9 protein-coding genes are annotated in these 14,279 nt (G+C 38.7%); all 9 read left to right on the top strand.

Annotated elements, in window-relative coordinates:
- The 9 genes from sov (at position 1) to EZL74_RS00090 (ending at position 14,250) form a co-directional block, all read left to right on the top strand.
- Complete coding sequence (sov, locus tag EZL74_RS00130; protein WP_131474555.1) at positions 1-7,305, top strand: T9SS outer membrane translocon Sov/SprA; 7,305 nt, start codon at positions 1-3, stop codon at positions 7,303-7,305.
- A gap of 76 nt (positions 7,306-7,381) precedes the next feature.
- Positions 7,382-7,762 carry a glycine cleavage system protein GcvH gene (gene gcvH / locus EZL74_RS00125; RefSeq protein ID WP_131474554.1) on the top strand — a complete coding sequence of 127 codons (381 nt, stop codon included), beginning with the start codon at positions 7,382-7,384 and terminating at the stop codon, positions 7,760-7,762.
- Positions 7,755-8,129, top strand: a complete 375-nt coding sequence (locus EZL74_RS00120; RefSeq protein ID WP_161971672.1) for a VanZ family protein — start codon at positions 7,755-7,757, stop codon at positions 8,127-8,129. Before gcvH ends, EZL74_RS00120 begins: the two co-directional genes overlap by 8 nt.
- 55 nt (positions 8,130-8,184) lie before the next feature.
- A complete protein-coding gene (deoC, locus tag EZL74_RS00115) occupies positions 8,185-8,928 on the top strand; it encodes a deoxyribose-phosphate aldolase (RefSeq protein WP_131474553.1) in 744 nt (247 codons plus the stop codon).
- Between the two features lie 20 nt (positions 8,929-8,948).
- A complete protein-coding gene (locus EZL74_RS00110; protein ID WP_131474552.1) occupies positions 8,949-11,066 on the top strand; it encodes a gliding motility protein RemB in 2,118 nt (705 codons plus the stop codon).
- 240 nt (positions 11,067-11,306) lie between these two features.
- Positions 11,307-12,209, top strand: a complete 903-nt coding sequence (gene cyoE / locus EZL74_RS00105; protein WP_131474551.1) for a heme o synthase — start codon at positions 11,307-11,309, stop codon at positions 12,207-12,209.
- Between the two features lies 1 nt (position 12,210).
- Positions 12,211-12,801: a cytochrome c oxidase subunit 3 gene (locus tag EZL74_RS00100; protein WP_131474550.1), complete on the top strand. Its 591-nt coding sequence runs from the start codon at positions 12,211-12,213 to the stop codon at positions 12,799-12,801.
- 43 nt (positions 12,802-12,844) lie between these two features.
- Positions 12,845-13,873 (top strand): cytochrome c oxidase subunit 3, encoded by a 1,029-nt coding sequence (locus EZL74_RS00095; RefSeq protein WP_131474549.1) that lies wholly within the window; start codon positions 12,845-12,847, stop codon positions 13,871-13,873.
- A 20-nt stretch (positions 13,874-13,893) separates the two neighbouring features.
- Entirely contained in the window at positions 13,894-14,250 is a 357-nt protein-coding gene (locus tag EZL74_RS00090) for a cytochrome C oxidase subunit IV family protein (protein ID WP_131474548.1), read from the top strand.
- Positions 14,251-14,279 lie beyond the last annotated feature (29 nt).

The following is a 14,279-nucleotide window of genomic DNA, read 5'->3' as shown; positions in this document are numbered from 1 at the left end:
TTGGAAACACTATACGCGAAAAAATTATTTTTAAACTTCAGAAGAGCACTATTTGTTTTAGTGTTATTGCTTGGTGCGTCGGTTTCTGCACAGGTAAATACAACAGTTGTTGACAGTACAGGATATTCAAAAGGGAAGGTTGAAATCAAAAATCCAAACAGCATCGTCAATGCCTACACCTACGACCCGGCAACAAACCGTTATATTTATTCGAGCACTTTTGAAGGATTTAATATTAATTACCCCATAATTTTAACGCCAAAAGAATACGAAGAGTTGGTTTTGCGCGAGTCAATGCGCGAGTATTTCAAGAAAAAATCAGATGCCATTGACGGAAAAAAGGATGGAAGTGAAGCTGCGAAAAAAGATTTATTGCCGAGATATTATGTGAATTCCGGTTTCTTTGAAACTATTTTTGGAGGAAATACTATAGATGTGAAACCCACAGGTTCGGTAGAAATGGATTTAGGATTGCGATACACCAAGCAAGACAATCCGGCTTTTTCACCAAGAAACAGAGCGCAGACTACCTTCGATTTTAACCAAAGAATCAGCATGAGCTTGATGGGAAAAGTTGGAACCCGACTCAGCGTAAATGCTAATTATGATACGCAGTCTACTTTCGCTTTTCAAAACCTTATCAAATTAGAATACGCTCCCACCGAAGACGATATCATTCAAAAAATCGAGGTCGGGAATGTCAGCATGCCTCTGACCAATTCATTAATTCGTGGTGCTCAGAGTTTATTTGGGGTCAAAGCCCAATTGCAGTTTGGAAAAACTACCGTTACCGGAGTATTTTCGGAACAAAAATCACAAACAAAATCGGTTACCGCTCAAGGTGGAGGTACCATACAAGACTTTGAATTGTTTGCTTTGGATTATGATAATGACCGACACTTTTTCTTATCACAATACTTCAGAAATAAATACGACGAAGCTTTAAGAAGATACCCGTTTATCGACAGCAGGGTACAAATTACCCGAATAGAGGTTTGGGTGACCAACAAACAAAACAGAGTTACCAATACCAATAACAATTTAAGAAATGTTATTGCCCTTCAGGATTTGGGAGAAGCACAATTAACGGGCTTGACCGATCAACAAGTAGTTGCCGTGAATCCGACCGAGATAACAGCCAATAACTTTTTCCTGGGAACTCCTGTTGATACCCCTACTAATAACAGCAACAATAAATACGATCCGGGTCTAATCACAACCGGCGGAGGATTGTTGAAACCAGAGGTGAGAGATATTGTTACTTCAAGTATAGGATTCAACAACGTAGTTGACGAGGGTACCGATTATTCAAAATTGGAAAACGCCCGAAAATTATCTCCTAATGAGTTTACTTTTCATCCGCAATTGGGATACATCTCATTGCAGCAACGATTGGCAAATGATGAAGTGTTAGCTGTGGCGTATCAATATACCATTGGAGAAAAAGTGTATCAGGTAGGAGAATTTGGAACAGACGGTGTAGATGCTACGGTAGTAGACAATACTAATCCGTCAAATCAGACCGTGTCGTCACAAAGTTTGATTTTAAAGATGTTGAAAAGTAATCTGACCAACGTAAAAAAACCGGTTTGGAACTTGATGATGAAAAATATTTATCAAATTCCGGGAGCGTTTCAGTTGCAAAAAGAAGATTTTAAATTCAATATTCTTTATACCGACCCATCTCCGTTAAATTACATTACCCCATACAAAGATCCATCCGGAAATATACCGTTACAACTTCCTGCCAACGTAGCAGAAACAGCTTTGTTGAAAGTATTTGGTATTGATAAGTTGAATTACAACAACGACCCGCAAGAAGGCGGAGACGGTTTTTTTGATTTCATACCCGGATTGACAGTTGATCAACAAAACGGAAGAATAATCTTTACAACGGTAGAACCTTTTGGTAAATATTTATTCGATAAATTAAAAAATACTCCGACTGAAGATTATTATGAAAATTACGATGCCGATCAAATAGCTACTACGGCAACCTTCAACCCTAACCAAGCCAAGTATGTGTTCCGCGAAATGTACCGAAGAACGCAAGCTGCCGCCTTACAAGATGCCTCAAGAAATAAATTCCAATTAAAAGGTCGATTCAAATCGATGGGTGGTGATGGGATTCCTATCGGAGCTTACAATGTGCCTCGAGGATCAGTTGTGGTTACTGCCGGAGGGAGAGTGCTACAGGAAGGAATCGATTACAGCGTCAATTATCAGGCCGGTAGAGTACAGATTTTGGATCCGTCTTTGCAGGCATCCAACACCCCGATTCAGGTTTCGGTAGAAAACAACTCAGCTTTTGGTCAACAAACCAGAAGATTTATGGGAGTTAACGTTGAACACAAATTCTCAGATAAATTCTTATTAGGGGCTACATTAATAAAAATGACCGAGAGACCTTTTACCAGTAAATCAAACTACGGGCAAGAATCGGTTAACAATACTATTTTTGGTTTCAACGGAGCTTATTCGACCGAAGTTCCTTTCTTGACAAGATTGGTAAACAAATTACCAAATGTTGATACCGACGTACCTTCGAACTTCTCTTTACGCGGTGAAATAGCATTCTTAAAACCCGATACGCCAAAACAAGACCGATTCAAAGGGGAATCTACAGTTTACGTAGACGATTTTGAAGGCTCACAAACAACAATTGATATGCGTTCTGCGCTATCCTGGAGTTTATCCAGTGTTCCAAAATGGCAGTCGGGATTGGATTACAATGATTTCGGAGCTACAGCTGCCGACAGAACGTATGGGTACAAACGTGCCAAACTGAGTTGGTACAGTATTGATCCAACCATTTATGTACAAACACCGGGAGACATATCCGATGATGATTTGTCGTTGAACAGCACCCGTAGGGTTTTCAGCAAAGAGTTATTCCCGAATTTGGACGTACCTATCGGTCAGTCACAAGTTATCAATACGCTCGATTTGACTTATTATCCAAACGAAAGAGGACCTTATAACTTCAATCCTGAAGGATTAAATCCATCCGGATTTGCTTCACCTCAGGATAATTTTGGTGGAATAACACGACCAATTAATTCGACCAACTTTGAGCAAAGCAATGTAGAATACATTCAGTTTTGGATATTAGATCCTTACACCGACCCTGATCCAAACGGACAGGCTGATCCAACCAATACCGGAAAAATTTATTTTGATCTGGGGGAAATATCTGAGGACATATTAAAAGACGAACGCAAACAATACGAAAACGGACTGCCTAAAGATGTTACCTCACAAACCCTAACCAGTCCAACAGTTTGGGGTAAAGTGCCTTCATCACAATCACTGATTTATGCGTTTGATGCGGATGGCGCCAACAGAACTGCCCAGGACGTTGGTTTTGATGGAGTAAATGATGACGGAGAACGAGCATTACTGTCGGGTCCTGAAGCGGGTTATGCTGCTTTGAGCGATCCAGCAGGAGATAATTACCAATATTTTTTAAACACCTCAGGGAGTGTGTTTGATCGTTACAAAAATTACAATGGTGTTGAAGGCAACTCACCCATTGGCGTTTCAGATACCAATCGCGGTTCAACAACGCTTCCGGATGTAGAAGATATAAACCGAGACAATACCATGAATACGGTCAATGCTTATTATGAATACGGTATTGATATTAAACCAAACATGGCTGCAGGAACCAACTTTATTACGGATGTGGTTCCGGTAGATAAAATTCCGTTGAAGAATGGAAACGAAGGTTCTGCAAAATGGATCCAGTTCAAAATTCCGGTAACAACTCCGCTGAAAAAAACGATAGGTAGTATTTCTGATTTTCGTTCTATCCGTTTCATGAGAGTCTTTATGACCGGATTTACGAAGCCTATCACCGTACGTTTCGGAGCTTTAGATTTAGTGCGCGGCGAGTGGAGACGTTACGACAATAGTTTGCAAGCCAGTGACCCTAATCCTGCCGATGACGATACTAATTTAGATGTGCTTTCGGTTAACATTCAGGAAAATTCTAAAAGAGACCCTATTCCTTATGTGACACCGCCGGGTGTGGTTCGTGAACAAATAGCGAACGGACAACAAATCATCAATCAAAATGAGCAATCGTTATCATTGAGAATTTCTCAAGGCGGATTGGAAAAAGGAGATTCAAGAGCTGTGTTCAAAAACGTAAGTGTAGATATGCGTCAGTACAACAAACTAAAAATGTTTTTACACGCTGAAGCATTAAAAGGAGACGCAAATCCGTTGACCGATAATCAAATGTCAGCCTTTATCCGTTTCGGGAATGACTTCACAAGTAACTATTACGAAGTTGAGATTCCATTGAAAGTATCTCCTTTCTCTTCAAAAACAGATACCGAAATTTGGCCGGAAATTAACGAAATAGATTTGCCTACTTCTTTGTTGACGCAATTAAAGGTAATAGCCATGAGTGCGCCTTCAACGGATTTTGTTGACGGGGTACTTTACAAAGATGATTTTGAGTTGGATCCGTCATTGGCATCAAATACTTCAAGAGGGCCATTGCGTTTAGCCATAAAAGGAACTCCTAATTTCGGATTGGTAAGAACTTTAATGGTAGGGGTAAGAAACAGAAACAACAACGATCCCATAAGAGGAGAAGTTTGGTTTAACGAATTGCGTTTGGCCGATATGAATAACAAAGGCGGGATGGCAGCGGTGTTGAACATGGATACCAATTTAGCCGACTTAGCCAATATCTCGGCAACGGGAAGAAAGAGCACTATTGGATTTGGAGCTTTAGAACAAGGTCCTCAGGAAAGAAGTCGAGAAGACACTCAGCAGTACAATATAGTAACCAATATCAGTTTGGGTAAATTATTGCCTAAAAAATGGGGAATCAATTTGCCGTTTAACTATGCTATTGGTGAAGAAACCATTACGCCTGAGTATGATCCTTTTAATCAGGATATCAGACTGCAACAATTATTGGATAATACACCTAACAGTGCTGAAAGAGCAAATATTAAAGACAGAGCGATTGATTACACCAAAAGAAAGAGTATCAATTTTATCGGCGTTAAAAAAGAAAGAGCACAAGATCAAAAACAGCATGTTTATGATCCTGAGAACTTAACCTTGTCGTATTCTTACAACCAGGTTGAAAAGCATAATTACGAAATCGAAAGCTATTTGGATCAACAGGTAAGTACAGGGGTTGATTACGCCTTTGCATTCCAGCCAAAAGCAGTCGAGCCGTTTAAAAACACCAAGTATTTCAAGAAAAGCAGTTATTGGAAAATGTTGAGTGATTTTAATTTTAATTACCTGCCAAGTAATATTTCATTCAGTACCAACATCATCAGACAGTACAACAGACAGCAGTTTAGGCAGGTTGATGTAGTAGGGTTGCCGCTCGATCCGTTGTTCAGAAGAAACTATATGTTTAACTATCAGTATGGATTTAATTATAATTTGACAAAATCGTTGAAAATAAACTATACGGCCGCTACCCATAATATTGTCAGAAGCTATTTGAACGATCAAAATATTCCGGATGACAGTTATACTTTGTGGACAGATTTTTGGAACATCGGAACGCCAAATCAACACAACCAACAAATTGTGGTAAATTATGATTTGCCGATTAATAAAATTCCGGTTTTGTCTTTTGTAAAGTCGACTTATACTTATACCGGTGATTACAACTGGCAAAGTGCCTCGTTGCAGTTCAGAACAATCACGACTACTGACGGTACTGAATACAATTTGGGGAATACTATACAAAACTCCAGTTCCCACAAGTTGAATGCCACTTTCAACATGGAAACATTCTACAAATACGTTGGGTTAGGTAAAAAACCAAAAACGGCTCCGGCAAAACCGGCAGCATTGCCAAAACCGGGAGAAAAAATTACTACAACAAGAGTACAGCCTGCAACCAACTCGAATGTTTTTCTGGACGGATTAAAAGGAGTGTTGACCAGTGTTAAAAATATTCAGGTAAATTATACTCAAAATGAAGGTACGGTATTGCCCGGATTCCTTCCCGGCTTAGGGTTCTTCGGTTCAACAAAACCATCTTTAGGGTTTGTATTCGGTGCTCAGGATGATGTTCGTTTCGAAGCAGCTAAAAGAGGTTGGTTGACTAAATACCCGAATTTCAACCAAAACTATACACAAGTTGTAACCAAAACATTGGATTTTACGGCCAATATGGATTTGTTCCCCGACTTTAAAATTGATTTTACAGCCAACAGAACTTATGCCAGCAACTATTCGGAACAATACGACGTAGACCCAATAACCTCTGATTATAATTCAAGATCGCCATATACTACCGGTAATTTTGCAATATCTACCATCATGTTAAAATCGTCGTTTAAGCGAAGTGACGAAAATGGTTCTTCAACTTTTGATGAGTTCAGAAACAACCGTATCATCATTGCCAACCGATTGGCAACTCAATATTACGGTGGTTCGGGATATCCTACTGATGCTGATGGTTTTCCTGTCGGATTTGGTAAAACGAGTCAGGCTGTTTTGATTCCGTCATTATTAGCAGCTTATACCGGTAGCGGTATAGGAATGTTCGATGCATCCGGATTCAAGCTGGACGAGGCTGCGGGCGAGAGAGCTAAAAGTATTTCGTTAGACGCTTTTAGAAATATTCCTATTCCGAACTGGAATGTAAAATACAGCGGATTGATGCGTTATAAGTTCTTTAAAGATACTTTTAAACGTTTCTCAATTCAGCATGCTTATCGCGCTTCGTATACCATTAACTCTTTCCGATCTAATTTTGATTATGACAAAAATCCGGGAGGTATAGATCCGAATACCGGTAATGTTTATAACAAAATTGTCATTGGTAACATCAACTTGGTGGAGCAATTTAACCCGCTCATTCGATTTGATTTTGAGATGAAAAACTCGTTTAAGTTCCTGGCCGAAATGAAAAAAGACCGAAGCTTATCCATGAGTTTTGATAACAACTTATTGACCGAAGTACAAGGAAAAGAATTTATAGTCGGGTTAGGATATCGCTTCAAAGACGTTATTTTTTCTTCGAAATTGGCCGATAATCCAACCGGAATTATCAAGAGTGACTTGAATGTGAAAATTGATTTCTCACTCAGAAATAACAAAACCATAGTTAGATATCTTGATTACAACAACAATCAGTTGGGTGGCGGACAAAACATTTGGTCGGCTAAACTAACGGCTGATTATTCGTTGAGTAAAAACCTGACGGCTATCTTCTTCTATGATCATTCGTTCTCAAAACCGGTAATTTCAACCTCGTTCCCATTGACCAACATCAGAACCGGATTTACGATGCGATATAATTTTGGAAATTAACTAAAGTTTTAACCCAATCTTTTTAATAATCTCTGTAGATATTATACTTTTGGGGAAAATTAAATACAACAAACTAATGAACATACCAAGTAACTTAAAGTACACCAAAGACCACGAATGGGTTTCAATTGAAGGCGATATTGCAACAGTAGGAATTACTGATTTTGCACAAAAAGAATTAGGCGATATTGTATATGTAGAAGTAGAAACTCTTGATCAAACTTTGGATAAAGATTCAGTTTTCGGTACAGTAGAAGCTGTAAAAACAGTTTCTGATTTGTTCTTGCCATTGTCCGGTGAAATCATCGAGTTTAATGATGAATTAGAAAGAACACCTGAAGCTGTAAATTCAGATCCTTACGGAAAAGGCTGGATGATTAAAGTGAAAATCAGCAATACTGCCGAGGTTGACGAATTGCTGTCGAGTGATGCTTACAAACAACTTATTGGTGCTTAAAAAAACAATCTTCGTTTTAGCCTTGAGCTGGACGGTTTTGATTGCTTTTTTGTGTTTGGTCAAATTCGGAAAATTACCTAATATTCCGGTCTCTGAAGCTGATAAATACGTTCATTTTACCTTTCATTTTGTTTTCACTTTTCTTTGGGGGCATTATGTTTGGGCCAAGAATACATCAACTGAGCTAAAACCAATAATTAAGGTGTTTCTGGTTTCATTCGGTTACGGAATCCTAATCGAATTTTTGCAGGAAACTTTCACCACCACACGCCATGCTGATGTCTTGGATGTGTTGGCCAACACCGCAGGAGCCGCCACTGCTTTAGGAATCTTTTTTTGGATGAAAAAACTAAAGAAACGCCGATAATCAACGAATCATAAATGTCCCGATTTTAATCGGGATTTTTTTTTACTTTTATGGCATGAATATAAAGCAATACCTCGATTCCACTTATCTGAAAACAGCCGAACAAAGCGGCCTGTCAGAAAATGATAATACTACAGTTGTCAAAGGATTTATTCAGGAAGCCATTGATGAAGGTTTCAAACTAATCATGATTAGACCGGACAAAGTGCGTTTAGCCAAAGAGATGATAACAAAGGCTAATTCAAAAGTGCTTATAGGGACTGTGATTTCTTTCCCTGAAGGAACCGATTCACTCGATCAAAAATTGGCCGAAGCTACCCAAGCTATTGAAGACGGTGCTGATGAATTGGATTTTGTATGCAATTATGAAGCATTCAAAAGAGGCGATATTGATTTGGTTAAAAATGAAATCTACAGCGGAACTCTTTTGGCTCTTGAAAACCACAAAATTGTCAAATGGATAATTGAAGTTGCAGCATTGACCGATGCGCAAATCATTCAGATTTCGGCCTTAATTAAAAATGTAATCATTTCCAATTTCAAAGAAGATTGCTTCCAAAATGTATTTGTCAAATCATCTACCGGATTTTACAAAACCGAAAACGGGTTGCCAAACGGAGCCACTTTTCCATCAATTATTATGATGCTTGAAAATGCTTCTCCGCTTCCGGTAAAAGCTGCCGGCGGTGTCAGAACTTATGAAGAAGCTCAGGAAATGATTCGCTTGGGCGTGAAAAGAATAGGTACATCGGCTGCTAAAACAATTGCCAACGGAGAAACCGCCACAGGCAGTTATTAATTTTTACTTTTTCAAAAAAAATGAAAAAAACTACCTTTTTTTTATTGTTGCTGTTTGCAGGATGGATGGGTAATGCCCAAGTGTTGAAAGAAACGGAAAAGTTTCCGGTGTTTCCGACTTGCGAGGGGTTGCAACATCATGTGCTTGAGACTTGTTTTTACAATGAAGTACAGGATTTTGTGTACAACAATTTCAAAGTGCCTGATCATTTGAAGCAGAATAATTACAAAGGCAGTGTTATAGTGCTTTTTGAAGTAACCGATACAGGGAACTTTAAAGTAATCTATGTTGATGCTATTGAAGAATCCTTAGTTGCTGAGAGTAAAAGAGTCTTCGGACAATTGCCCAAAATAAAACCGGCAACCTATAACGGCAATGCTACTTATGCCAAATATACTTTGAAAATTGCGATTCCGTTACAAAGCGCTGCCGAAATGCAGGCGCAAAAAGAAGCAGAAGAAAAAGCAGATCAAGAGTCCAAAAACTATAAACCTAACAACAAACAATTATCTGAGTTAGAAAATATTGCCTATAAAAAGTTTGAAAACCCGCAATTTGAAAGTCATTTGAACATTCCGTTTTCACACAGCTATTATTCGCAATTTGATGACGAAATGAATCAATTGGGGGCTAATAATCATACAGCATCTAAGCCTTATGCCTATGCAGATGTTGCCAAATACTACAACCTCAAAGAAGAAAATCAAAAACTGGCCAAAAACAAACAAGGCTGGTGGGGCAGAAAATTTTGGAATGAGAATTTAGTCGAAATTCAAGGCGAAGACTATTGGTTTACACTCAATCCGATTGTTGATTTGCAATTTGGGAAAAGTGATCCGAGTGTTGCCAAGTATACATACATCAATACCCGTGGCGTTCAGTTCAACGGAGGTTTAGGCAAAGACCTGAATTTTACAACTACTATTTACGAAAGCCAAGGAAGATTTGCCGACTATTTCAATCGCTATGCCGAGTCAATTAAACCCGATGGCGGTAACCCGGCCATTATTCCGGGAATTGGTATTGCCAAAGATTTCAAATCGGATGCTTATGATTTCCCTATGGCCGAAGCCAATTTAGCGTATACTCCCAGTAAGTTCATTAACATCAATTTGGGTTACGGTAAAAATTTCATAGGCGATGGATACCGTTCTTTATTGCTGGGTGATGGTGCCAGCCCGTATCCTTATTTTAAATTGAATACCACTTTTTGGAAAATAAAATACACCAATATTTACACCTGGCTCAAAGATGTTCGTCCTGAAGTTACGGTTGACCGAACGTATGCAACCAAGTTTGCAGCCAGTCATTACCTGAGTTTGAATGTAACCAATCGCTGGAATTTAGGTTTCTTTGAGTCGGTGATTTGGACCAATAAGAACAACCGCGGCTTTGACATGAGTTTTGTGAATCCGATTATTTTCTACCGTTCGGTTGAGTTTGAATCGTCGGCACGAACCGGAAATGCTATGTTGGGATTAACGACCAAGTACAAGTTTAGCAATCAGGTTAATTTTTACGGGCAGTTTTTGCTCGATGAATTCTCTTTGAGTGATATGAAGGGCGGTAAAAAAAGCTGGAAAAATAAATACGGCTATCAGTTAGGGGCCAAATACTACAATGCATTTAACATTAAAAATCTATTGTTGCAGGCCGAATACAATCATGTGCGTCCTTATGTTTATGCGCACAGCGAACCCATCACCAACTACGGACATAACAATCAGAGTTTAGGGCACCAGTGGGGCGGTAATTTTAAAGAGTTTGTCGCAATAGCCCGATATCACCAAGGACGTTATTTTGCCGACGCCAAAATTACAGTAGGAGAGCGGGGTTTGGATTTTAACAATGCCACTGATACTTTTAATTATGGTAGCGATATTTACAGAGATTACGATTTAGGACGTCCGTATGATGAGGGTGTGACAACAGGACAGGGTAACAAAACCAAAGTTTTCATAGCCGATATTCAGGCCGGGTATTTGATTAATCCGGCGACTAACATGAAATTGTTCGGGAGTTTTATTTACCGCAATTTCAATCCTGCTGTTGAGACGGCTACAGCCATTAAAGAAAGTACAACTTGGTTTGCTATTGGTTTGCGTTGTGATATTTTTAATTGGTATTTTGACTATTAAAAAAAGTAAAAGTCAGTTGTTGGGGTTTTGTTTTTTGTTTGTAAACAAAGGAGCAGAAAGGATTTTCACTAGCCCCGACAGCAGCGGCACCGTGTAGAGCGGATGGCGGGAAAACGGTTGGCCGGGAAGCCTGAACCATTCGCTTCAAAAATTCAAAAAGATAATCGTTTTTTTTCTCTTTTGTTTTTTGTCAAATCGTTTTCTATAAAGTACCTTTGCGGCAGTTTTTAAAAACCACGCATGGGCGCTACCGCAACTACATTTTCATTAAAACAAATTGCCTTCGATTTTAAAGAAATCACCAAAGCGGGATTGGCGATTAGTGTAGTGTTTTCATCTATTGCCGGGTATTTGTTGGGGGTGCTTGATTTTCATGATTTGAAAGTAACCACTTTGCTCATGTTGGCTGTGGGAGGGTACTGTATGGTTGGTGCTTCAAATGCTTTCAATCAGGTTATTGAGAAAGACTTTGATGCTTTGATGGACAGAACCAAAAACCGTCCGGTGGCATCGGGGAGAATGTCTCCCAATCATGCTTTGTTTGTGGCCAGTTTGCTCACTATAGTCGGGCTGATTTTATTGTATCTGATTAATCCTAAATCGGCCATGTTTGGTGCGATTTCCATTTTTTTATACACTAGTGTTTATACGCCTTTAAAATCGGTAACACCGCTTTCTGTTTTTGTGGGGGCTTTTCCGGGAGCGATTCCTTTTATGTTGGGTTGGGTAGCGGCTACTAATGATTTTGGCATAGAAGCGGGGACGCTTTTTTTAATTCAGTTTTTTTGGCAGTTTCCACATTTTTGGGCTATCGGTTGGTTTTTGTATGAAGATTACAAAAAGGCAGGGTTTTTTATGCTGCCTACCGGTAAAAAAGATACTTCAACAGCTTTGCAAACCATTTTGTATTCTGTATGGTTGTTGGTAGCTTCTTTGTTGCCTTGTTTGGGTTATACGGGGAGATTGTATCTTTCGCCTATAGCGGCAGGAATTGTGTTTTTACTCGGAATTTGGATGATTTTTTATGCTGTAAAGTTATACCAATTGAGAACCACCAAAGCAGCCAGAACCTTAATGTTGGTTAGTGTTTCTTATATTAGTTTGTTACAGCTGGTATACATAATAGATAAATTTTTAAGATAATATGGCAACAACTATGATGACCGCCGAAGAACACCAAGCCAGAACGGCACGTTCTTATAAATTGCTTTTGTGGTTTGCTATGATGAGCATGACCATGATGTTTGCAGGAATTACCAGTGCTTTTGTGGTGAGTAAATCAAGAGAAGACTGGATGAAGGATTTTCAATTGCCGATGGCGTTTTATTTCAGTTCATTGGCAATAATTTTATGCAGTGTTACGTTTCATTTGGCAAAAAAAGCCATTCAGAAAGACAACAGAACGGCAACTACTAATTTTCTTTTGCTGACTCTAGGTCTCGGAATTGCCTTTGTGGTATTGCAATTTGTTGGCTTTGGACAGGTAGTAAAAGCCGGTTATTATTTCACCGGACCGGAGAGTAATATTGCGACCACATTTTTGTATGTAATCGCTGTGCTGCACTTGGCGCACCTTGCGGGAGGGTTGATTTCACTTTTAATCATAATTTATAATCATTTTAAACAAAAATACAATTCAGGTCAATTGCTTGGAATTGAACTAGGTGCGATGTACTGGCACTTTCTCGATTTCTTGTGGATTTGCTTGTTTTTATTTTTATATTTCTTTAAATAAGAAAAAAAATCTAAATTTGGGAACTTTTTAACTAATAACTTTTATGGGAGCGACAGTTACTACTGCAAATAAAACTGAAAACACTTGGGGCGGCGGAAATGAACCAATGGGCGCAAGTTACGGCAAATTGATGATGTGGTTTTTCATCGTATCGGATGCTTTGACTTTCTCCGGTTTCCTTGCTGCTTATGGATTTTCCAGATTTAAATTTATCGACAATTGGCCAATTGCTGACGAGGTGTTTACTCACTTTCCGTTTATGCATGGTGTCGAAGCACCAATGTACTATGTGGCATTGATGACTTTTATTTTGATTTTTTCTTCCGTAACTATGGTTTTGGCTGTTGATGCCGGACATCAAATGAAACAAAAGAAAGTAGCGTTTTACATGTTGCTTACCATTATTGGAGGTCTAGTATTCGTAGGTTCTCAGGCTTGGGAATGGAAAAACTTCATCAAAGGAGAGTTTGGTGCTCTTGAAACCAAAGGAGGAAGTATTATTCAATTCGTAAACAAAGAAGGCGAAAGAGTTAAATTGGAGGATTTTGTGGTTCAACTTCCGGAAGAGAGAGAACAGTTGACACGCAGCAAAGGAAAATGGTTTATGGAAGAAAAAGCCTTGCCTACATTCTCAGTTGCTGAAGTACAGGCAGCTTTCAAAGTACACCCTGAATTGTTAGTAAGAACTGAGAAAATCTACAGAGGGACTAAAGAAGATTTAGCCAATACCAAATTACAACCCGGATTAAATAAAAATAAACACAGAGAAGTTTTAAACAGAGCCGAATCAGAAGTAATGGTTGGTAATGCTCACTTGGTAGTAGAGGGAGCCAACTTGGAAAGAAACGAATACGGAAATAAATTGTTTGCAGATTTCTTCTTCTTCATTACCGGTTTCCACGGTTTCCACGTATTCTCAGGAGTGGTTATCAACTTTATTATTTTCTTGAATGTTCTTTTAGGAACTTATGAGAAAAGAAGAACTTATGAAATGGTAGAAAAAGTTGGACTTTATTGGCACTTTGTCGATTTAGTTTGGGTATTCGTATTTACATTCTTCTACTTAGTTTAATTTTTTAGAACGTTTACATTATGTCACACGCACACGAACACGTATCAAATACTAAAAGAATCTGGATGGTTTTTGGATTGCTTTCAGTAGTAACCACTGTTGAAGTATTTTTAGGAATCATAAGACCGGACTTTTTGTTCATGCACAATTTCATCAGCATGAATTTATTAAACTGGGTTTTCATCATTTTAACGTTGTATAAAGCTTACTACATTGTTTGGGCATTCATGCACATGGAAGGTGAAAAAAGCAGTTTGCGTTGGGCTGTAGTAGCCACCGTAATTTTCCTTGTATTATACATACTTTTTATATTATTGGTTGAAGCCGATTACATTTATGAGGTTTTTAAAAATTCTACCATTAAATGGAATTTTTAACACTATATTAATTCAAGAAAAAGTCCCGA

Source organism: Flavobacterium silvisoli (genome assembly GCF_004329815.1).
Classification (GTDB): domain Bacteria; phylum Bacteroidota; class Bacteroidia; order Flavobacteriales; family Flavobacteriaceae; genus Flavobacterium; species Flavobacterium silvisoli.
Note: the sequence above shows the minus strand (reverse complement) of the source record. Positions and strands in the feature narration are given on the sequence as shown.